This window comes from Allobosea sp. BE125, from assembly GCF_031456075.1.
Classification (GTDB): domain Bacteria; phylum Pseudomonadota; class Alphaproteobacteria; order Rhizobiales; family Beijerinckiaceae; genus Allobosea.
This window is the reverse complement of the sequence record NZ_JAVDTY010000019.1, coordinates 30,620-50,115: the sequence shown is the minus strand read 5'-3', so window position 1 is coordinate 50,115 and position 19,496 is coordinate 30,620. Positions and strand designations below refer to the sequence as shown.

Sequence of the window (19,496 nt, the reverse complement as noted above, 5' to 3'; positions counted from 1 at the left end):
GATCACGCCGCCAGCGGCTTGAACACCAGATAGGCCGCCACGAGCGCGCCGATGATGCCGAGCGTGAACAGCACCAGCTTCAATTGCGTGACCCTGCTCGCGAAGGCGACAGCGCCGGCCTCGAGCTTGGGATATGTGTCGAGCAGGCGCGCGATGCCGAAATTCTCGGCGACATCGCAGAGCCCACCGAGCAGCCAGCCGCCGCCGCACAGCGCCGCGACCCACCAGGGCTGCCCGCGCATGCACAGCCCGGCGATGATCACCGCACCGACGATCGCATAGACGAAGGCGACGGCGACATCGGCAGGCAGCACGCGATGGCGGTATTTGGCACGGCGCTCGTCGCCATAGGCGGCGAAGAGCTTCTCGACATCGGCCACGGTGAAACCGTTCCAGTCGCTCTCGAGCAGGCGTGCCACGCCCTGCCGGCTCGCCCAGACGCCGACCAGCCAGTACAGCAGCATCACCAGCGCCGGGCCCCAGACGAAAAAGGCCAGCGGGATGGTGGTCGGGTAGAGCGGCACGGATTCGATCATGGCAGGCAGGGCTCTCGCGGCAAGCGGGTTGCGGACAAAGCCTAGAACATCAAGCCGAAGCCTGGAAACCGGTTTTCGGAGGCCGACCCGATTTCATTTAATGTCGAAGGCGCTTTGTGAGCCTAGACCAGACGGGGCGAGGCATCATCATTGACCGATACGCGATACGTATCGTAGACTAAAGCGTGATCCAGAGCTTCGCGAACCGCGAGACCGAACGCCTGTTCCGGGACGGCCTCAGCGCCACGCGATGGCGCGCGATCGAGTCCGTCGCGCGGCGCAAGCTCGACATGCTCGACGCGGCAGTGGCGCTGGGCGATTTGCGCTCGCCTCCGGGCAATCGCCTGGAGGCGCTGAAGGGTGACCGCCGCGGCCAATGGAGCATCCGGATCAACGACCAATGGCGCATCTGCTTCCGCTGGATCGCAGAGGGGCCGGCGGCGGTCGAGATCGTCGATTGTCATTGAGGAGCTAGCGATGCCGCGCATCCGCACCCATCCCGGCGAGATCCTGCGTGAGGAATACCTCGCACCGCTCGGCATGAGCGCAAGGCAATTGGCGAAAGCGCTCGGCGTTCCCGGCAACCGCGTCAGCGAGTTGCTGCGCGAGCGCCGGGACGTCTCGGCCGATACCGCGATCCGGCTGGGGCGCTATTTCCAGACCGATCCGCGCTTCTGGCTCAATCTTCAGGCAGCGCACGACCTCTCCAAGGCCGAGACGCAGCAGGACTATTCGGCCGTCCAGCCGCACGCCGCCTGAAGCGCCCCTTTCCTCAGCCGGCGAGCTTGGCCCAGCCCGTCACTCGGCGTGAGGCAGGATCTCCTGTTCGATCGCGCCGAAGATCGAGTGGCCGGCGGCGGTCTTCATCTCGATGCGGATGCTGTCGCCGAAGCGCAGGAACGGCGTCGTCGGCGCCCCGCGTGCGATCGTCTCGATCATGCGCTGCTCGGCGATGCAGGCATAGCCGAGCCCACCCTCCGCCAAAGGCTTGCCCGGGCCGCCCTCAGCGCCGCGATTGGAGACCGTGCCCGAGCCGACGATCGTACCGGCCGCGAGCGGGCGGGTGCGCGCCGCATGGGCGATCAGCGCGCCGAAATCGAAAGTCATGTCGGTGCCGGCGTCGGGCCTGCCGAAGGGCTTGCCGTTGAGCTGCGTCAACAGCGGCAGATGCAGCTTGCCGCCGGCCCAGCTCGCGCCCAATTCGCTCGGCGTCACGGCGACCGGGGAAAAGGCGGTCGGCGGCTTTGACTGAACGAATCCAAAGCCTTTCGCCAATTCGTTCGCAACCTGATTCCGCAGGCTCACATCGTTTGCGAGCATGACCAGACGGATATGATTGAGCGCCTGGGCGGGCGAGACGCCCATCGGCACGTCGCCGGTGACGACCGCGATCTCGGCCTCGAAATCGATGCCGTCGACCTCGCTGCGGGCGCGGATCGCCTGCCGCGGCCCGAGATTGGAGTCGCTGCCGCCCTGATACATCAAGGGGTCGGTCCAGAAGCTCTCCGGCATCTCGGCGCCGCGCGCCTTCCTGACCAGCTCGACATGATTCACATAGGCCGAGGCGTCGAGCCACTGATAGGCGCGCGGCAGCGGGGCCGCGCAATCATGCTCGTGGAAGCGGAAGGACGGGACCGAGCCATGCTCCAGCGTCTCCGCCAGATCGGCCAGGCGCGGCGCGTAGCGATCCCAATCATCGAGCGCCGCCTGCAGGGTCGGCACGACAGGGAAGGCATCGGTGGCCCGGGTGAGGTCTTTCGAGACCACGACGAGTCGGCCATCCCGGCCGTGCATAAGCGACGCGAGTTTCATGTCTTTTCATTCCTCCCCGGACGCGCCAGAAAGAGCGCAACAAGCTTTTTGGGAGGTGACCATATGAAACGTCGCGACTTTTTGAAAACAGGGGCTCTCGCCGCCGCCGCGACCCCGGTCGCGATGCCTGCGATCGCGCAGTCGGCTCCCGAGGTGAAATGGCGGTTGACGTCGAGTTTTCCGAAGTCGCTCGACACGATTTACGGCACCGCCCAGCAGTTTTCGAAATTCGTCAGCGACGCCACGGACGGCAAGTTCGAGATCCAGGTTTTTGCGCCCGGCGAGATCGTACCCGGCCTGCAGGCGCTCGACGCAGTCTCGTCGGGCACGGTCGAATGCGCGCATTCGCCGACCTATTTCTATATCGGCAAGGATCCGACGCTGGGCCTCGGCACCGGCATCCCCTTCGGGCTGAACGCGCGCCAGCAGCATAGCTGGTGGTATTTCGGTGGCGGCGAGCAGATCGTCAACGGCGTGCTCGACCGCTTCAACGCCTATTCGATCCCCTGCGGCAATTCCGGGTGCCAGATGGGCGGCTTCTTCCGCAAGGAGCTGACCGGGCTCGACGACCTCAAGGGCCTGAAGTTCCGCATCGGCGGCATGGGCGGGGCGGTGCTGGCCAAGCTCGGCGTGGTTCCAACCCAGATCGCGCCCGGCGACGTCTACCCGGCGCTGGAGCGCGGCACGATCGATGCGGCCGAGTTCGTCGGCCCCTATGACGACGAGAAGCTCGGCTTCATCCGGGTGGCGAAATATTACTACTATCCCGGCTGGTGGGAGGGCGGCGCGATGCTGCACCTGATCATCGGCAAGGAGGCCTGGGCCAAGCTGCCCAAGCATTACCAGGCGATCGTCCAGAACGCCTGCGAGGCGGCCAATAACTGGATGCTGGCTAAATACGACTTCGTGAACCCCGGCGGCCTGCGCCGTCTGGTGGCGCAAGGCGCGCAGTTGAAGGCGTTCCCGATGCCGGTGATGGAGGCAGCCCTCAAGGCCGCCGAGGAATACTACGCCGAGACCTCGGCCAAGAGCCCGGACTTCAAGAAGGGCTATGATTCCCTGGTCGCCTTCCGCGGCGAGAACCTGCTCTGGTGGCAGGTGGCGGAGTTGTCCTACGACTCCTTCATGAACCGGCTCCGGGCGCGCTGAGGCGCAGGCCTCCGGCGAGACGACAAGACACGCCGGGTCAGCTCAGCTTGACCCGGTGCGGCTCCCGGATCGCCATCATCTCGCCCAGGCGGATGCGCAGGGTCTTGGGCCGTTCGTCGAGCAATCGGCGCGCCAGCCGCGCCGCCTTCCCGCGCCGCTTGACGATGCGCCGGGCGATTCTGTGCTCGGCCTTCTTGTGATTGGCCTTGGCCCCGTGCCCGGCCGGCATCAGCGCGATCAGATGTTTTTGGGCCAGATCGAGATCGACGACAGCGCCGAGCTGCGAGCGCAGGCGCTCTGCCAGCTTGCCCCGCGGTGCAAATTCCGCCGCCTCGGCCGGGCGAAAGAACTGGAGCTGATAGCCGAGATCGATGATCGCCGTCCGCGATTCGTGCAGGTGTTTCAAACTCATCCGGAGTGGATCGCGCTGCAGGCGCCGACGCGTTTTCCCGCAGGAGCGTTCGAAGCCCTTCAGCAGAAAGGCGCCGCCCTCCCCCGCCACCGACCAACGCGCCATCTCGACGGAGAGCCGACCGAGCTTGATGCGAGCGGCCTCCAGTTGCTGCCGCAGATCGGACGGCGCAGCCGGCGAGCTGGCCTCCCCCTCCGGTTTCGGCAGACGCCTGAAGAGGCGCTTCCCCAGCGCGTCCTCGAGGGTCCTCGCCAGGACGACGGCATCGCGTGCGGCGCCGAAATCCCGGCGGAGCCCCCTGATCTCGGCGCGCATCAGCTTGGCCTCCTCGGCCAGGGAGTCCGGTGCGAGCTTGAGCAGGGAGCGCCATGCCTTCATCAGGCGGCGGAACGCATGGACCTGCTGCTCGGGCCCGGCCCGCGCGTCGTTGATCAGGCGAAGCGCGCGCTTGGGCATGTCGCGGCAGCTGCGCAACCAATGGCGGGCCCAGCGCTGCATCATGCCGGCTGCGTCGAGACGCTTCTCCGGCTTGCGAGGCACGATAGACCCGCTGCCGGCACGAGCCCGCCTGGCCGGCGCTTTCGCTCGAACCGCCACAACGCCCTCCTCGCTCCCCTTACCGGAGAGACAATCCCAAACGCCGGGAAGCCGCAAGCCCTGCGGCGACCGCCCAGGTCTTGTGCAAGGCGGGGCGAAAGGCGATCACCCACCTCACCTGCCGGGCCCAGAGTCCCTAACAACCTCTAGGCTCCGGGACCATGAGCCCGCATCATATCGCGCAAACTGAAGCCTCCGGACATAAAATCGATGTCGACGAACAATCCCTCTCCCGCCGCCGAACCCCTGCTTCGCCTTGAGCAATTCCTGCCCTACCGGCTGAACGTCGTCGGCCTGCTCGGCAGCCGGGCGCTGGGGCGGATCATCGGTGCGCATTTCGGTATCGACATCCCGCAATGGCGGGTGATCGCGCAGCTCGGCGAATTCGGCAAGCTGACCTCGCGCGACATCGGCGAGCTCGCCGAGATGCACAAGACCAAGGTTTCGCGCGCCGTCACCGAACTGGAGAAGCGCGGTCTGGTCTCGCGCGCCGAGAACCGGCAGGACCGGCGTGAATCCTTCGTGGCGCTGACCGCGGCGGGCGTGCGAATCTACGGCCAGATCGTGCCGTTGGCGCTCGCCTTGCAAGCACGCTGGACGGAAGGCATCGCTCCCGAAGAATTGAAGGTGTTCGAGCGCGTGCTCTCGACCCTGACCGAGCGCGGCCGCCATCTCGCCGGCGGCTATCGCGGCGACGAGACCTGACGGTACAGCGCGCTCCGGGAGCGGAAACGACAGACAAGCGGGAGGTCTTCGGGATGCGCCTGTTATCGCGTTGGCAGAATTCGGCCGGGGAGCGTGTCCGCATCGCGCTTCGCCTCAAGGGCCTGGACTACATCTATGTCCCGGTGAACTCCCTGGCGCCGGGCGAATATCTGCGCCTGAACCCGCAAGGATTGCTGCCTGCCCTGGAGGTCGACGGCCAGATCATCGCCCAATCCTCGGCGATCCTCGACTACATCGAGAGCATGTTTCCCGCTCCCAGCCTCCTGCCGTCCGAGCCCGTCACCCGTGCGCAAGCCCGCGCCTTCGGCGCGCTCATCGCCTCCGAGATGCATCCTCTCACCATTCAGCGCGTCCGCCGCGTCCTGCAATCCCAGATGAATGTCGACGAGGCCGGCGTCGCCCGCTGGGTGCAGCATTGGCTGTCCCTGGGTTTCGCGGCGCTCGAAACGACGCTGGCGCAACGGACACGGCAATGGCCGTTCTGCTTCGGCGAGAGGCCGGGCTGGGCCGAGCTTCACCTCATTCCGCAGCTCGGCGCCGCCCGCCGCCTGCAGTGCGACCTCTCCGCCTACCCGCTTCTGCTGCAGGTCGAGCAGCTCTGCACGCCCATCGAAGCGTTCCGCCTCGCACGCCCAGAAGCGCAGCCCGACTTTCCCGCCGAAGGGCGTTCCTGAGCCACCTGTCGCAATAGGGAGCCGCGCGGCTGAAAGCCCGAAACCAGAGGAACCGCATCTGGATTTTTGAGCCCTCCTCCTGAGGAGCCGCGAAGCGGCGTCTCGAAGGATGAGGGCTGAGGAGCCAAATGCGAGAGCCTTGAGCCCGAAACCGCAGCCGATTGCCGCCTAGAGGCAAATATGGCATGCGGGTTCAGCTACGGCTCCCAGCGAATCCGCGCCAGGTCGCCGCAGGCGCCGTCCTTAGTTCCGTCGCGTTTGGCAGGTGTTCTCGCGCGTGAGCAATCGGCGCGGCAAGCGCCTGGACCAGCAAAACAGGTGATGTGGCCCGACCCGCGATGACAGTTCCGTTTTTCCGACGCTTCGGCGCTGTGCTGGTGGCGCTGGCGAGCCTGGGTGGCGCGGCTTTTGCGCAATCGCCGGCTTGCAATGCCTGGCGCTCCGAGCTCGCCAGCCTGCAGGGCCAGCGTGGCGGCGATCCGCGCTCCGCCCAGGCCGCGCAGCGCGCCGGTGCGCAGCTTGCGCAAGTGACCAGCCAGTACCGCTCCATGGGCTGCGACCGCAGCTTCTCCTTCTTCGGTGAGGGGCCGCCGCCGCAATGCGGCCTGCTGCGTTCGCAGATCGGCCAGTTGCAGGCGCAATATGGCGCGGCTCAGCGCCAGGCCGAGGGCGGCAGCGTCGAGCAGCGCCGCGCCCAGCTCGCTGCTGCAATCGACAATAACTGCCGGCCGCAGCAGCGCGGCTTCTTCGAGACCATCTTCGGGATCGAACCGCGCCGGGGCGAGATCGACACGACACTGCCGGAGCTCCAGCCCGAGCAGCCGCTGGAGCCCGAAAAGCCACGCATGGGCGGCGCCTACACTGTCTGCGTGCGCAGCTGCGACGGCTTCTTCTTCCCGCTCGCCAACAATCCGGGCAACGCCGACGAGATGTGCCAGGCGCTGTGCCCGGGCTCGGAAACCACCGCCTTCGGCATGACGGGTGGCGGCGACATCCAGAACGCGGTTTCCCGCAGCACCGGCCAACCCTATACCTCGCTGGCGAACGCCGGAAAATATCAGCGCAGTTTTGACGCCGCCTGCACCTGCCGAGGCCAGGGCCAAAGCTGGGCGCAAACCCTGAAGGACGCCGAATACCTGCTCGACAAACGCAAGGGCGACGTCATCGTCACCGAGCAGCGCGCGGCTGAATTGTCGCGGCCCAGGGTCGATCCCAAGCGCCGGGGCGCGGCGCCTGCGACCGTGCAGCCGGCCGCCGTCCCCGATGTCCCCGACGAGAAGCCGATGCCGTCAGAGAATTCGCCGACGGCGGGCACGGAATCGGCCGGCGTCGGGCCTGACACGATCGGCGAGAAGGTTCTCGACAAGGGCGACGGGGTGAAGAGCGAGACGAAGAGCGTCACCGGCGAGAAGCGCACGGTGCGGATCATTGCGCCGAACCTGGCGCCCAATCTCGGTCCCTCGGCGACGCGGCAATAGAGCATTGCGCGAAAAACCGGGTACCGGTTTTTCGCGGGAGCAATGCCCATAAATTTTAGAAGCGATCATGCCTTCATGCACAGGAACCATGACGCTACGACGCCAGCTGAGTAACCCAGCACTGGACGCATGACCGGCCAGCGCGCATTAAAGAGCGACCCCTCATAAGGGGACGCCGCCTGGCCGCAGAATGACGCGCCCGTCTCCCGACGGCGCGAGGCCGCCTCCGTCCCCAAAAGACCTAGAGGCCGCCATGTCTGACGACGCCATTCCCGCCCATCCCCATCCGATCGAATTCAACGACGCCAAACGCCGCCTGAAGGCGATCTTCATGGGCTCGGTCGGCAATCTGGTCGAGTGGTACGATTTCTACGCCTATACGGCCTTCGCGCTGTATTTCGCGCCGCATTTCTTCCCGTCCAGCGACCCCGTCGTCCAGCAGCTCAACGCCGCGACCCTGTTCGCGGCGGGCTTCATCGTGCGCCCGATCGGCGGCTGGCTGTTCGGCCATCTCGCCGACCGCTATGGCCGCCGGCTCTCGCTGACCGTCTCGGTCGTGCTGATGTGCTTCGGCTCATTGATCATCGCGGTGACGCCGACCTACGCCTCGATCGGCTTCGCCGCGCCTGCATTGCTTGCCTTCGCCCGCATCGTCGAGGGCTTGAGCCTCGGCGGCGAATACGGCGCCAGCGCGACCTATCTCACCGAGGTCGCCGACCCCGAGCATCGCGGTTTCTATTCGAGCTTCCAATATGTCACGCTGATCGGCGGGCAGCTCACCGCGATCCTGGTGCTGCTGCTGCTGCAGAACGTCTTCCTGACGCATGAGCAGCTCGTCGCCTGGGGCTGGCGCATCCCCTTTGTCATCGGCGCGGCTCTTGCCATCATCGCCATGCTGATGCGCCGCCACATGCACGAGACCGAGAGCTTCGAGGCGCTGAAGGGCAAGAAGCGCGAAAGCTCGATCCGCGGGCTGATGCGCTATCCGCGTGAGATCGCAATCGTGGTCGGCCTCACCGCCGGCGGTACCGCTGCCTTCTACACCTTCACCACCTATATGCAGACCTTCGTGAAGCAGACGGTGGGCCTCAGCGACCTGACCACGACCTATGTCATCGCCGGCTCCCTGATCTTCGCTGCCGCCCTGCAGCCGATCTATGGCGCGATCTCGGACCGGATCGGCCGCAAGCCGATGCTGATCTTCTTCGGCGTCGCCGGCACGCTGCTGACGGTGCCGATCCTGACCGCGCTCGCCGGGACGAAATCGCCCTGGATCGCCTTCCTGCTGATCTCGGGAGCCTGGGTCTTCGTCGCCGGCTACACCTCGATCAACGCAGTGGTGAAGGCCGAGTTGTTCCCGACCTCGATCCGCGCGACGGGCGTCGCGGTGCCTTATGCGCTGACGGTCTCAATCTTCGGCGGCACGGCTCCGGCGATCGCTCTCTGGTTCAAGACGCTCGGCCATGAGCAGTGGTTCTACTACTACCTCGCGGGCGTGATCTTCCTCTCGCTGCTAGTCTACACGACGATGCGCGACACCAAGCACGCTTCGGCGATGCACCGGCACGATTGAGGGCGCCGCCTCCCGCAAACGTCATTGCGAGCGAAGCGAAGCAATCCAGGAGCGGCAGAACTCTACGCTGGATTGCTTCGTCGCTTCGCTTCTCGCAATGACGGCTTGGCTCAGGCCGTCTCGCCGGCCAGCCGCTTCAACGCCTTCTCTCGCCCGATCAGCGGCAGCAGCGCCGCCAGCTCCGGGCCGTGCTCCAGCCCGGTCAGGGCCAGGCGCAGCGGCATGAACAGGGCCTTGCCCTTGGCGCCGGTCGCGGCCGCAACAGCCTGCGTCCACTTCTTCCAGCTCGTCGCATCGAAAGGCTCGGCCGGCAGCACGGAAGCCGCCGCAGCGGCGAAAGCAGGGTCGGCGACGACCGGCTGCAGCGGCCCTTCGACGACCTGCCACCAGCTCTTCACATCATCGAGCTTGCCGAGATTGCCGCGCACGGCGAGCCAGAACGGCTCGCTCGCAGGCACACCCAGCCCTGCCAGCCTCTCGGCCACGGCGGCATAGGGCAATTGATGCAGCGTGCGGGCGCTCAGCGCCTCCAGCTCATGCTCGTCGAACTTGGCCGGGGCGCGCGAGACATGGGCGAGATCGACGAGGCCAGCAAGCTCATCGAGACTCGCGACAGGCCTGACCGCATCCGAGGAGCCGACGAGCACGGCGAGCGCCGCGACAGCCAGGGCCTCGACTCCGCTTTCACGTAGGCCGCGCAGGGAGAGATGGCCGAGCCGCTTCGACAACCCCTCCCCGCTCGCCGTCGTCAGCAGATTGTGGTGGCCGAAGAGCGGCAGGGCTGCGCCCAGCGCCTCGAAGATCTGGATCTGCACCGCCGTGTTGGTGACATGGTCCTCGCCGCGGATGACATGGGTCACGCCAGTCTCGGCATCGTCGACGACGGAAGGTAGATGATAGAGATAACTGCCATCCTCGCGGATCAGCACCTGGTCCGACAGCGAGGCGCAATCGACATGGGCCTCGCCGCGGACGAGATCGTTCCAGGCGACGATGCGCGGCTCCAGCAGGAAGCGCCAATGCGGCTTGCGGCCCTCGGCCTCGAGCTGCGCCCTGTCTTCGGCCGTCAGTTTCAGCGCGGCGCGGTCATAGACCGGCGGCAAGCCGCGCGCGAGCTGGCGCTTGCGGCGTCGATCGAGCTCGTCGGCAGTCTCGTAGCAGGGGTAGAGCCGGCCGGCCTCGCGCAGGCGGGCAGCTGCCGCGTCATAGATCGCCAGCCGGTCCGACTGCCTGATGACGAAGTCGGGCACAACGCCGAGCCAGGCCAGGTCTTCCGCGATCGCCTCGGCGAATTCCGGCTTCGAACGCGCCACGTCAGTATCGTCATAGCGCAGCAGGAAGCGCCCAGCATGGCGGCGCGCGAACAGCCAGTTGAACATGATCGACCGGACATTGCCGATATGCAGGAAGCCGGTCGGAGACGGGGCGGTGCGGACGAGCGGAGAAGTCATGCGCGGCTTATGGCGCGTTTGACGGGGCCGGACAATCGCCCATTGATCGCCGCGCCCATTGATCGCCGCACCCAGCGAACGTCGCTGCTGGGCCCATCGCTTGCGCCGCAATTCCTGTTGCGGTGCAGCAGGACTCGTGGCTAGAAGAGATTATTCGAATGGACCCGGTGAAATTCCGGGTGGCTCTTCCGGCCGCCGATCCGCCGGACAACCCAAATGTCGATCAAGCCTGATCCTGCGCATCGCGCAGGCGCTGATTGCTCGTGGGTTCCGCAATGTCAAAAATGACTGCCTACCGCCGTGAATGGTTCTCCAACATCCGGGCCGACATCCTGTCGGGTATCGTCGTCGCGCTCGCGCTGATCCCGGAAGCGATCGGCTTTTCGGTCATCGCCGGCGTCGATCCAAAGGTCGGGCTCTACGCGTCCTTCGCCATCGCCTGTGTCTCCGCCTTCCTCGGCGGGCGCCCTGGCATGATCTCGGCCGCGACCGCCGCCACGGCCGTGCTGATGGTCACGCTGGTGAAGGAACACGGCCTGCAATATCTCTTCGCGGCAACGATCCTGATGGGGCTGATCCAGCTCGGTGCCGGAGCGCTCAGGCTCGGACGGCTGATGAGCTTCGTCTCGCGCTCGGTCATCACCGGCTTCGTCAATGCACTCGCCATCCTGATCTTCATGGCGCAATTGCCCGAATTGATCGGCGTGCCGCCATTGACCTATGCGATGATCGCGGCTGGTCTCGCGATCATCTATCTCCTGCCCTATCTGACCAGGGCAATCCCTTCGCCGCTCGTCGCCATAGCCGTGCTGACGGCGGTGGCGTGGGGTTTCGGGTTGAATTTGCGCACGGTCGGTGATCTCGGCGAGCTGCCTTCGACCCTGCCCGTCTTCGCGCTGCCGCAGGTTCCGCTGACCTTCGAGACGTTGAGGATCATCTTCCCGTATTCGGTCGCGCTCGCCGCAGTCGGGCTGCTTGAATCGCTGCTGACGGCGCAGATCGTCGACGATATGACGGAGACCGGCAGCAACAAGAGCCAGGAATGCTACGGACAGGGCGCGAGCAACATCGCCTCGGCGCTGATCGGCGGCATGGGCGGCTGCGCCATGATCGGCCAGTCCGTGATCAATGTCTCGTCGGGTGGACGCGGCCGGCTCTCGACCTTCGTCGCCGGAGCCTTCCTGCTGTTCCTGATCGTCGTGCTCGACGACCTCGTGCGGATCATCCCGATGGCCGCCCTCGTCGCCGTGATGATCATGGTTTCGATCGGCACCTTCTCATGGCGCTCCATCCTCGATCTGCGCCTCAACCCGCTGCCGTCCTCAATCGTCATGCTGGCGACCGTCACGACGGTCGTCGCCACGCATGACCTCGCCAAGGGCGTGCTCGTCGGCGTTTTGCTGTCGGGCGTGTTCTTCGCCGGCAAGGTCGCGCGGCTCGTCGCCGTCGACAAGCGCGAGAGCCCCGGCGGGACGGAGTGCGACTACATCGTGCGTGGGCAGATCTTCTTCGCCTCGACCGAGAGCTTCCTGGCGGGCTTCACCTTCGACGAGTCGCCGGAACGCGTGACGATCGACCTGACCCATGCGCATTTCTGGGACATCTCGGCGATCGCCGCGCTCGACAAGGCGGTCTTGCGGTTCCGCCGCAACGGTGCGGAAGTCACCGTGATCGGCCTGAACGAAGCCAGCGCGACGATGGTCGACCGCTTCGGCCAGCACGACAAGGCTGGCGCGTCCCCCTCGGCCTCAGCGCATTGATCGCGGGAGGAAACCCTCTCAGACGTCGAAGCTATCCCCGCCCGGCCGGCCCACGCCCTTCACCAGCGCAGCGTCCGGCGCGTAGGCGGCCTCGCCAAGGTCGCTGAAAGCGTTGACGACCGGGTAGCGGCGATCGCGGCCGAGATTGCGGCCCGTGACCTTCACGCCCGGCGCGGCCTGGCGGCGCTTGTATTCGGCGCGATGCAGCAGGCGCTCGACCGCCAGGACGGTTTCACGCTCATGGCCGAGCGCGACGATGTCGGCGACGCGCATCTCGCGCTCGATCAGGCAGGCGAGGATGGCGTCGAGCACCTCATAGGGCGGCAGCGCATCCTGGTCGGTCTGGCCCTCGCGCAGTTCGGCGCTGGGCGGCCGGGCGATGATGCTCTCGGGGATGACCACGCCATCAGGGCCGAGCGCGCGCGCCGGCTTCCAGCGGTTGCGCAGCTGCGCCAGGCGCAAGGCCTGCGTCTTGTAGACGTCCTTGATCGGGTTGAAGCCGCCATTCATGTCGCCATAGAGCGTGGCATAGCCGCAGGACATCTCGGATTTGTTGCCGGTCGTCACCAGCATCCAGCCGAATTTGTTGGAGAGCGCCATCAGGAGCGTGCCGCGCGTCCGGCTCTGCAGGTTCTCCTCCGTGACGTCGGCTTGCGTGCCCGCGAAGAGCCCGGCCAGCGCCGCGTCGAAGCCTTCGACCGGCGCCGCGATCGGCAGCGTCTCGTAGCGGACACCGAGCGCCTTGGCGCAGGCCTTGGCATCGTCCAGGCTCTGCTGCGCGGTGAAGCGTGAGGGCATCATCACGCAAGTGACGCGCCTGGGCCCGAGCGCATCGACGGCGATCGCGGCGCAAAGCGCGGAATCGAGGCCCCCGGAGAGGCCGAGCACGACGCCCCTGAACCCAGTCTTGCTGACATAGTCGCGCAGGCCCAGCACGCAAGCTGCGTAATCCGCCTCGTCGCCACTCTCGATCGCCGCGATCTCGCCCGACTGGGCGCGCCATTGCCCGGCCACGCGCGACCACTGGGTGACGACGAGCGCCTCGCGGAAGGCCGGCAATTGATGCGCCAGCGTCCTGTCGGCCGCGAGCACGAAGGAGGCGCCGTCGAAGACGAGCTCGTCCTGGCCGCCGAGTTGGTTGAGATAGACCAGCGGCAGGCCGGATTCGACCACGCGCGCGACCGCGATATTCATGCGCTCGTCGCCGACATCGCGGCGATAGGGCGAGCCGTTGGGCGCGAGCAGGATCTCGGCCCCGGTCTCGGCCAGGCACTCGACCACCTCCTCGCTCCAGATATCCTCGCAGATCGGCAGGCCCAGCCGGACCTTGTCGCGGAACACCACCGGGCCGGGCAGCGGACCGGGCGAGAACACGCGGGAATCGTCGAAGACGCCATAATCGGGCAACGCCACCTTGAAGCGCACCGACTGGATCAGGCCGCCATCGAGCAGCGCATAGGCATTGTAGAGCTTGCCGCCCTCGACCCAGGGCAGGCCCAGGAGCACGGCGGGGCCACCATCCCCGGTCTCGCGCGCAAGCGCCTCGCAGGCCTTGCGGCAGGCATCCTGGAAGGCCGGCTTCAGCACCAGATCCTCCGGCGGATAGCCGCAGAGGAAGAGCTCCGGCAGCATCAAGAGCTCGGCGCCGGCATCGCCTGCGGTGCGGCGGGCGGCGCGGACCTTGTCGGCATTGCCGGAGATGTCGCCGATGGTCGGGTTGAGTTGCGCGAGCGCAAGACGAAGGGAGGTCGCAGTCATGACTTTGCCTGTAGCGCGACGCCCCAAAGCCAGCAATGCGTGCGGCGCGGGCTTAACTGCCCGTTAGGGTTAATCGGGCATGAATAGCTGCGTGTCGGACAGTGACGATGACCGGCCGGCTTGGAGAAACCTCATGCGCATCCGCTCCCTTATCCTCACCGGCGTCGCAGCAGCCGGCCTCGTTCTGGCCGTGGACCGGGCCGCCTTGGGCGCGGACTACCCGGTCCTGCGCGGCTCGCAGCAGACCGAGGACGCGCCGCCGCGAGATTTCGATTCTGGCACCTTCAACTGGACCGGCTTCTATGTCGGCGGTTTCGCCGGGCAGACCCAGACCCGCTTCAGGACCGATCGCGGCGTGATGGATCTGGCAAACGGCCTGTTCAATGCGACATCGGTCCTCAGCGAAACCACCCCCGGAGAACTTGTTCGCACCTCGCCGCGCGATGACAGGGGCATCACCTTCGGTGGGTTCGCCGGCTACAACATGGCCTTCGGCGATGCCGTCATCGGCTTCGAGGCCGAATATTCGCGCATCGACCAGACGACCTCGGCCTCGACGATCGAAGGGCGCCGGCTCTCCACCGGCGACGTCTATGTCGCCTCGGTCCAGAACGCTCGGCTCAACGACTACGTCAACGCCCGGCTGCGGCTGGGCTACGCCTATGGTCGGCTGATGCCGTATTTCACCATCGGCGCGGCGGCCGGACGCTTCGACACCAATGTCGCTGTCGCCGCCGATTGGACGTCGGCTTCCAGCAACTACACCAACAGCTTCTACGGCTATCCGCGTGTCGCCGGCGGCCCGAAGAAAGATGTCTGGGGCTACGGCATGAGCGTCGGCGGCGGCGTCGAGGCCGCCCTGGCCGACAACATCGTCATTCGCGGCGAATATCTCTTCACGCGCTTCAACAATGTCGAGGGCGTCACGGTCAATGTGAACACTGCCCGCGTCGCGGCTGCTCTCAAATTCTGAGCATCGCACCGTGAACTGAAAAAGGCCGGGGCTGAGCCCCGGCCTTTTTCATATCCGCCGGAATACAGGCGAGATTATTTTTGGCGAGGTTACTCGGCCGCCTCGACCTCCGGGCGCGCGCGGCCCGAGCGCTCGCGCTTGACCAGCTCGGCCACAAGGAAGGCCAGCTCCAGCGCCTGCTCCGCGTTGAGGCGCGGGTCGCAGACCGTGTGGTAGCGGTCGTTGAGGTCCGCATCGGTCATGCCGCGCGCGCCGCCGGTGCATTCGGTGACGTTCTTGCCGGTCATCTCCAGATGCAGGCCGCCGGCATGGGTGCCCTCGGCCTGGTGGACGGCGAAGAAGTTCTTCACCTCGGTCATGATCAGGTCGAAGGGCCGCGTCTTGTAGCCGCTCGCCGCCTTGACCGTGTTGCCGTGCATCGGGTCGCAGGACCAGACGACATTGCGCCCTTCCCGCTTGGTGGCGCGCACCAGAGCCGGCAGGTTGTCGAAGACCTTGTCGGCGCCGAAGCGAGCGATCAGCGTCAGCCGGCCCGGCTGGTTTTGCGGGTCCAGCACCTCGATCAGCTTCAGCAAGCCGTCGACGGTCGTGGACGGCCCGCATTTCAGGCCGATCGGATTGCGGATGCCGCGGAAGAACTCGACATGGGCATGGTCGAGCTGGCGCGTGCGGTCGCCGATCCAGACCATATGGCCGGAGGTGTCGTAGTACTCACCCGTGGTCGAGTCTGTACGCGTCATCGCCTGCTCGTAGCCGAGCAGCAGCGCCTCATGGCTGGTGTAGAAATCCGTCGTGCGCATCTCGGGATGCGTCTCGGGATCGATGCCGATGGCGCGCATGAAGTCGAGCGACTCGGTGATGCGCTCGGCCACCTCGTTGTAGCGCGACGAAGCCGGCGCATCCTTGACGAAGCCGAGCATCCAGCGATGCGCATTGTCGAGATTGGCGTAGCCGCCGGTCGCGAAGGCGCGGATCAGGTTCAACGTCGCGGCCGACTGTCTATAGGCCTCGAGCTGGCGGCGCGGATCGGGGATGCGCGCTTCCGGCGTGAATTCGATGTCGTTGACGATATCGCCCTTGTAACTCGGCAACTCGACGCCGCCGATCGTCTCGGTTCCAGCCGAACGCGGCTTGGCGAACTGGCCGGCGATGCGCCCGACCTTCACCACCGGCGAGCCGCCGGCGAAGGTGAGCACCACCGCCATCTGCAGGAAGAGCCGGAAGAAATCGCGAATGTTGTCGGCGGAATGCTCGGCGAAGCTCTCCGCACAATCGCCACCCTGAAGGAGAAAGGCCTCTCCGGCCGCGACCTTGCCCAACGCCCGTTTGAGCTTGCGCGCCTCGCCTGCAAAAACGAGCGGCGGAAAGCCGGCGAGCTGCTGCTCAACCGCCTTCAAGGCTGCCTGATCCGGGTATTCCGGCATCTGCTGAACGGGCTTGGCCCTCCAGCTCTCGGGCGTCCAACGCTCGGACATTTGTCTTGCTCCTGCTTGCGATCGCGCGGCTGTTAACCTCATCTCAGCGCGAAGCGGGGCCTATACACCCATCATCGCGGGCTGACCACCATGGCGACGCCGCATGGTGCGGAAAGGCCTGGCATGGAAAGGCTTCGCGCGGACAAGGCCGCGGCGGCCTTTGCCCGGCCGGAGGCGAAACCGTGAATCATCGCAACGCGATGGCGCGCTCGGCTCACATCCTGAATCCGGCCATTGAGACGCAGATTCAAGTCGCTGAGATGGCGATTCAACGACATCGACGGTCGCTTCAACGGCTTCAGGCTTTGAATCATGCGGAACTGACAGCAAGAGATGGCGGCCTGCCGCTCACGCGACCTCGATATTGGTTCGGCTGAAATCGTCGCCCTTGAACAGCAACCGCGCCTTGAGATGCCGGGCTGTCGCGTAGGAGAAGCAATCGCCAAGATTGAGGATGCCGGGGCGGCCGCCGCCCATGCCGTAGCGCTCGGCCGCAGCCACAGCCCCCGCCGTGATCTCGATGTCGGGCGCGATCGGCGTCACCATCGTCAACTCACAGAAAATCATGACCAATTCGAAAGCACGGTCGCGGCTCACCCGGTGGAGACGCGCAACGGCAGAGGCAGCCTCCCAGAGCGTAACGGTGGAGGCATGCCGCAATCCAGGCCCACGCGGCCAAGTCTCCAGCCTCTGCGCGAGCGCCTCGCCGTCGCTTTCACGTCCCAGGATCGCGGCGATCGCCGAGGCATCGACAACGATCACGGCCGCTCTGACTCGCCGTTCAACTCGTCATAAAACGCGCGGTCGGCCACCAAACCCGTTTTACCGGCCTTTCTCAACTCTTCATGAATCGGAGCCAGCTTCTCCCAAAGCGTCTTTTCTGGAAGATCGCGTTCGGCTTTTTCCACCAGCGCCAGGCGGATGATCTCGGTCACGCCCGTGCCGTGGCGCCGTGCCAGGTCGCGCGCCAGCGTCTCGACGGCCTCGTTCTTGATGCTCAAGCCCATGGCAGCGTCTCCTTTCTAGAATTCGGCAGCGCCATTCTATAGTCCAAAACGGCCGTTGCGTCAGCAGGCCGATGTGGCGTCGCCTGGCCTGCGCCCCCAACCCTTCACCACCTATTGGCGCCTGCCTTGTGGTCCGGGCGATCGCATCCTGCTCTCACTCTCAGATGAGAGGCGGATTCAGATTTCAGACGGGATCATTTTGTGATTCCATCTGAAATCATCCGGCTCTAGCGTCCGCCCCAAGATAGAAAGAGAAACTGTCAGGGAAACGCAGATGGGCTTTCGGTGCTTCGCAATGGCGGGGGCATTTTTCGCCGCCACACTCTCCGCTGTTTTCGCAGAGGAGCCGCTGTCGCTGCGCGGCATGGGGTCGTTCCATGTCGGCGGCAAGCTGGTCGAGATTTCGGGCCGGCCGGTCAAGGAGGTGACGTTCACGCCCGGCGGCGTTCCCGCCAAGGTCGATCCCAACGGCACCTACCAGACCGGCCAGATGTATGTGCAGTATTTCCTGCCGCAGAACGAGCGTGGCGCGGCCCCTCTCCTGCTCTGGCATGGCGGCGGCATGACCGGCGTCAATTACGAGACGACGCCTGACGGGCGGCAGGGCTGGCTCGAGTTCTTCCTGCGCAAGGGCTGGGCCGTCTACAACTCCGACGCGGTCGAGCGCGGCCGTTCGGGCTGGGCGATGTATCCCGACGTCATTCCAGGCGAGCCCGTCTTCCTGACCACGGCGAACCCGTTCGAGCGCTTCCGCATCGGCGACGGCGCCGGCAGCTACAATGGCGATCCCGCCAAGCGGAAATATCTCACTGGGAGCCAGTTCCCGGCTGATGGCTACGACAATTTCGTCAAGCAGATCGTGCCGCGCTGGACCTCCACCGACCAGATGATCATCGATGCCTATATCGCCGAGGTCGACAAGGTCTGTCCCTGCGTGATCGCCTTCCACAGCCAGGCCGGGCAGTTCGGCTTCAAGGTGGCGCAGGCGCGCCCCGACAAGGTCAAGGCGCTGATCGCGGTCGAGCCGGCGGGCCTTGGCGACCCCGCCAAGGCCGATCTCCTCAAGAACATCCCGGTGCTGATGGTCTATGGCGATTATGTCGAGCAGGATGCGCGCTGGCCGGCGATCCGCAAGGCGGGAACCGATTTCGGCGACAAGATCAAGGCGGCCGGCGGCTCGGTCGACGTCGTCAATCTCCCAACCGTGGGCATCAAGGGAAACTCCCACATGATGATGCTCGACAAGAACAATCTGGAGGTCGCCCAACTGATCCAGGACTGGCTCGCCAGGAAGGGGCTGAGCAAATAGCGCGCGGCGGACGGCGGATGGCGCAGACGCGATTTGTTTCCAGCCGTCGCGGCTTCGCGTCAGCCGCGTTCAGCTTGGCCAAAGCACAGGCGCTTGCCCCGCCGGCCATACCGACCTATCTTTTCAACTAGTTTGAAAATCAGGTTGGAAACTCGCCATGGTCACGATTGGCGCTTTTGAGGCCAAGACTCATCTCTCAGCGCTGCTCGAACGGGTCGCCGCCGGCGAGGAGGTGGTCATCACCAAACATGGCAAACCGATCGCGCGGCTGACCGGCGCCGGCGATCTCGATCAATCGCGCCGCGACGTGGCCTTCGCCAAATTGAAGGCGCTGCGCGGCGACGCGACGCTGGGCGAGCTCTCCTGGAAGGATTTGCGCGACGAGGGGCGGCGGTGACGCTGGTCATCGACGCCTCGATCGCACTCGCATGGTGTTTCGAGGACGAGGCGTCCCCGGAGAGCGATGCGATCGCGGACCGGCTTGGCCAAAGCGGAGCGATCGTGCCCGGCCTGTTTGCGCTGGAAATCGGCAACATCCTGTTGCAGGCAGAGCGGAAGGGCCGCCTCAGCGCCGCCGCGGTCTCCGAGCGCCTGGAACTGCTCGGCCAATTGGCGCTGGTCACAGATATGGAGACGGCGGGCCGCGCCTGGCGCGAGACGCAGAATCTCGCTCGCGCACATCGCCTGACGACTTATGACGCAGCCTATCTGGAACTGGCGCTACGCATGGGCGCAACGCTGGCAACGCGCGACCGAGACCTGGCCGCCGCCGCCCGATCACTCGGCGTGCCCGTGCTGCCCTGACT

20 protein-coding genes and 1 other annotated feature are annotated in these 19,496 nt (G+C 65.8%); of the genes, 12 read left to right on the top strand and 8 right to left on the bottom strand.

What is annotated here, in order from left to right:
- Positions 1-2 precede the first annotated feature (2 nt).
- On the bottom strand, positions 3-536 hold the full coding sequence (locus J2Y55_RS29145) for a hypothetical protein (protein ID WP_310160287.1): 534 nt from the start codon (positions 534-536) through the stop codon (positions 3-5).
- A gap of 185 nt (positions 537-721) precedes the next feature.
- Here J2Y55_RS29145 and J2Y55_RS29140 point away from each other — a divergent pair, with 185 nt between their 5' ends.
- Together J2Y55_RS29140 and J2Y55_RS29135 are read left to right on the top strand one after the other, a co-directional pair.
- Entirely contained in the window at positions 722-1,003 is a 282-nt protein-coding gene (locus J2Y55_RS29140) for a type II toxin-antitoxin system RelE/ParE family toxin (protein ID WP_310160286.1), read from the top strand.
- A 10-nt stretch (positions 1,004-1,013) separates the two neighbouring features.
- Positions 1,014-1,295 (top strand): HigA family addiction module antitoxin, encoded by a 282-nt coding sequence (locus tag J2Y55_RS29135; RefSeq protein WP_310160283.1) that lies wholly within the window; start codon positions 1,014-1,016, stop codon positions 1,293-1,295.
- A 39-nt stretch (positions 1,296-1,334) separates the two neighbouring features.
- On the opposite strand, the gene J2Y55_RS29130 is transcribed toward J2Y55_RS29135, so the two are convergent.
- The gene (locus tag J2Y55_RS29130) at positions 1,335-2,348 is read right to left on the bottom strand and encodes a fumarylacetoacetate hydrolase family protein (RefSeq protein ID WP_310160280.1); all 1,014 of its coding nucleotides are present in this window, start codon (positions 2,346-2,348) and stop codon (positions 1,335-1,337) included.
- Positions 2,349-2,411: 63 nt separating this feature from the next.
- Here J2Y55_RS29130 and J2Y55_RS29125 point away from each other — a divergent pair, with 63 nt between their 5' ends.
- Positions 2,412-3,497, top strand: coding sequence for a TRAP transporter substrate-binding protein (locus J2Y55_RS29125; RefSeq protein ID WP_310160278.1), 1,086 nt, complete (start codon positions 2,412-2,414; stop codon positions 3,495-3,497).
- Positions 3,498-3,534: 37 nt separating this feature from the next.
- On the opposite strand, the gene J2Y55_RS29120 is transcribed toward J2Y55_RS29125, so the two are convergent.
- Entirely contained in the window at positions 3,535-4,410 is an 876-nt protein-coding gene (locus J2Y55_RS29120) for a CHAD domain-containing protein (RefSeq protein ID WP_310160276.1), read from the bottom strand.
- Positions 4,411-4,716: 306 nt separating this feature from the next.
- Here J2Y55_RS29120 and J2Y55_RS29115 point away from each other — a divergent pair, with 306 nt between their 5' ends.
- The 4 genes from J2Y55_RS29115 to J2Y55_RS29100 all read left to right on the top strand — a co-directional run bounded on the left by J2Y55_RS29115 (position 4,717) and on the right by J2Y55_RS29100 (position 8,957).
- Positions 4,717-5,211 carry a MarR family winged helix-turn-helix transcriptional regulator gene (locus J2Y55_RS29115; protein WP_310160273.1) on the top strand — a complete coding sequence of 165 codons (495 nt, stop codon included), beginning with the start codon at positions 4,717-4,719 and terminating at the stop codon, positions 5,209-5,211.
- A 53-nt stretch (positions 5,212-5,264) separates the two neighbouring features.
- Positions 5,265-5,906 (top strand): maleylacetoacetate isomerase, encoded by a 642-nt coding sequence (maiA, locus tag J2Y55_RS29110; RefSeq protein WP_310160270.1) that lies wholly within the window; start codon positions 5,265-5,267, stop codon positions 5,904-5,906.
- Positions 5,907-6,244: 338 nt separating this feature from the next.
- Positions 6,245-7,384 (top strand): DUF2865 domain-containing protein, encoded by a 1,140-nt coding sequence (locus J2Y55_RS29105; RefSeq protein WP_310160268.1) that lies wholly within the window; start codon positions 6,245-6,247, stop codon positions 7,382-7,384.
- Between the two features lie 253 nt (positions 7,385-7,637).
- Entirely contained in the window at positions 7,638-8,957 is a 1,320-nt protein-coding gene (locus J2Y55_RS29100) for an MFS transporter (RefSeq protein ID WP_310160265.1), read from the top strand.
- Between the two features lie 110 nt (positions 8,958-9,067).
- Here the strand turns inward: J2Y55_RS29100 and gltX are convergent, their stop codons facing one another.
- Positions 9,068-10,408: a glutamate--tRNA ligase gene (gene gltX, locus J2Y55_RS29095; RefSeq protein WP_310160262.1), complete on the bottom strand. Its 1,341-nt coding sequence runs from the start codon at positions 10,406-10,408 to the stop codon at positions 9,068-9,070.
- Positions 10,409-10,565: 157 nt separating this feature from the next.
- Positions 10,566-10,621 (top strand) — a sequence feature (sul1 is cis-regulatory element that is thought to sense ions involved in sulfur or methionine metabolism; They are found in Alphaproteobacteria).
- A gap of 62 nt (positions 10,622-10,683) precedes the next feature.
- Between gltX and J2Y55_RS29090 the strand changes: the two genes are divergently transcribed.
- Positions 10,684-12,168 (top strand): SulP family inorganic anion transporter, encoded by a 1,485-nt coding sequence (locus tag J2Y55_RS29090; RefSeq protein WP_310160260.1) that lies wholly within the window; start codon positions 10,684-10,686, stop codon positions 12,166-12,168.
- Positions 12,169-12,186: 18 nt separating this feature from the next.
- Here the strand turns inward: J2Y55_RS29090 and J2Y55_RS29085 are convergent, their stop codons facing one another.
- Entirely contained in the window at positions 12,187-13,926 is a 1,740-nt protein-coding gene (locus J2Y55_RS29085; RefSeq protein WP_310160257.1) for an NAD+ synthase, read from the bottom strand.
- A gap of 133 nt (positions 13,927-14,059) precedes the next feature.
- On the opposite strand from J2Y55_RS29085, the gene J2Y55_RS29080 reads away from it, so the two are divergent.
- Positions 14,060-14,899: an outer membrane protein gene (locus tag J2Y55_RS29080; RefSeq protein ID WP_310160255.1), complete on the top strand. Its 840-nt coding sequence runs from the start codon at positions 14,060-14,062 to the stop codon at positions 14,897-14,899.
- 89 nt (positions 14,900-14,988) lie between these two features.
- Here J2Y55_RS29080 and J2Y55_RS29075 read toward each other — a convergent pair whose 3' ends face one another.
- The 3 genes from J2Y55_RS29075 to J2Y55_RS29065 form a co-directional block, all read right to left on the bottom strand.
- Complete coding sequence (locus J2Y55_RS29075; protein WP_310160253.1) at positions 14,989-16,374, bottom strand: class II 3-deoxy-7-phosphoheptulonate synthase; 1,386 nt, start codon at positions 16,372-16,374, stop codon at positions 14,989-14,991.
- A gap of 348 nt (positions 16,375-16,722) precedes the next feature.
- Positions 16,723-17,136, bottom strand: coding sequence for a type II toxin-antitoxin system VapC family toxin (locus J2Y55_RS29070; RefSeq protein WP_310160251.1), 414 nt, complete (start codon positions 17,134-17,136; stop codon positions 16,723-16,725).
- On the bottom strand, positions 17,133-17,381 hold the full coding sequence (locus J2Y55_RS29065) for a type II toxin-antitoxin system VapB family antitoxin (protein WP_310160249.1): 249 nt from the start codon (positions 17,379-17,381) through the stop codon (positions 17,133-17,135). The genes J2Y55_RS29070 and J2Y55_RS29065 overlap by 4 nt, the downstream gene beginning before the upstream one ends.
- A 295-nt stretch (positions 17,382-17,676) precedes the next feature.
- On the opposite strand from J2Y55_RS29065, the gene J2Y55_RS29060 reads away from it, so the two are divergent.
- From J2Y55_RS29060 to J2Y55_RS29050, 3 genes are all read left to right on the top strand, one after another.
- Entirely contained in the window at positions 17,677-18,690 is a 1,014-nt protein-coding gene (locus J2Y55_RS29060; protein ID WP_310160245.1) for an alpha/beta hydrolase, read from the top strand.
- Between the two features lie 157 nt (positions 18,691-18,847).
- Positions 18,848-19,087: a type II toxin-antitoxin system Phd/YefM family antitoxin gene (locus tag J2Y55_RS29055; protein WP_310160241.1), complete on the top strand. Its 240-nt coding sequence runs from the start codon at positions 18,848-18,850 to the stop codon at positions 19,085-19,087.
- Complete coding sequence (locus J2Y55_RS29050; RefSeq protein WP_310160238.1) at positions 19,084-19,494, top strand: type II toxin-antitoxin system VapC family toxin; 411 nt, start codon at positions 19,084-19,086, stop codon at positions 19,492-19,494. Before J2Y55_RS29055 ends, J2Y55_RS29050 begins: the two co-directional genes overlap by 4 nt.
- The last annotated feature ends 2 nt before the right edge of the window (positions 19,495-19,496 follow it).

What these genes read in the sequence shown, in the direction of transcription:
- J2Y55_RS29145 (WP_310160287.1), bottom strand. Translation starts at nt 536, where the DNA reads ATGATCGAATCCGTGCCGCTCTACCCGACCACCATCCCGCTGGCCTTT.
- J2Y55_RS29135 (WP_310160283.1), top strand. Translation starts at nt 1,014, where the DNA reads ATGCCGCGCATCCGCACCCATCCCGGCGAGATCCTGCGTGAGGAATAC.
- J2Y55_RS29130 (WP_310160280.1), bottom strand. Translation starts at nt 2,348, where the DNA reads ATGAAACTCGCGTCGCTTATGCACGGCCGGGATGGCCGACTCGTCGTG.
- J2Y55_RS29125 (WP_310160278.1), top strand. Translation starts at nt 2,412, where the DNA reads ATGAAACGTCGCGACTTTTTGAAAACAGGGGCTCTCGCCGCCGCCGCG.
- J2Y55_RS29120 (WP_310160276.1), bottom strand. Translation starts at nt 4,410, where the DNA reads ATGATGCAGCGCTGGGCCCGCCATTGGTTGCGCAGCTGCCGCGACATG.
- J2Y55_RS29115 (WP_310160273.1), top strand. Translation starts at nt 4,717, where the DNA reads ATGTCGACGAACAATCCCTCTCCCGCCGCCGAACCCCTGCTTCGCCTT.
- maiA (WP_310160270.1), top strand. Translation starts at nt 5,265, where the DNA reads ATGCGCCTGTTATCGCGTTGGCAGAATTCGGCCGGGGAGCGTGTCCGC.
- J2Y55_RS29105 (WP_310160268.1), top strand. Translation starts at nt 6,245, where the DNA reads ATGACAGTTCCGTTTTTCCGACGCTTCGGCGCTGTGCTGGTGGCGCTG.
- J2Y55_RS29100 (WP_310160265.1), top strand. Translation starts at nt 7,638, where the DNA reads ATGTCTGACGACGCCATTCCCGCCCATCCCCATCCGATCGAATTCAAC.
- gltX (WP_310160262.1), bottom strand. Translation starts at nt 10,408, where the DNA reads ATGACTTCTCCGCTCGTCCGCACCGCCCCGTCTCCGACCGGCTTCCTG.
- J2Y55_RS29090 (WP_310160260.1), top strand. Translation starts at nt 10,684, where the DNA reads ATGTCAAAAATGACTGCCTACCGCCGTGAATGGTTCTCCAACATCCGG.
- J2Y55_RS29085 (WP_310160257.1), bottom strand. Translation starts at nt 13,926, where the DNA reads ATGACTGCGACCTCCCTTCGTCTTGCGCTCGCGCAACTCAACCCGACC.
- J2Y55_RS29080 (WP_310160255.1), top strand. Translation starts at nt 14,060, where the DNA reads ATGCGCATCCGCTCCCTTATCCTCACCGGCGTCGCAGCAGCCGGCCTC.
- J2Y55_RS29075 (WP_310160253.1), bottom strand. Translation starts at nt 16,374, where the DNA reads ATGTCCGAGCGTTGGACGCCCGAGAGCTGGAGGGCCAAGCCCGTTCAG.
- J2Y55_RS29065 (WP_310160249.1), bottom strand. Translation starts at nt 17,381, where the DNA reads ATGGGCTTGAGCATCAAGAACGAGGCCGTCGAGACGCTGGCGCGCGAC.
- J2Y55_RS29060 (WP_310160245.1), top strand. Translation starts at nt 17,677, where the DNA reads ATGGCGGGGGCATTTTTCGCCGCCACACTCTCCGCTGTTTTCGCAGAG.
- J2Y55_RS29055 (WP_310160241.1), top strand. Translation starts at nt 18,848, where the DNA reads ATGGTCACGATTGGCGCTTTTGAGGCCAAGACTCATCTCTCAGCGCTG.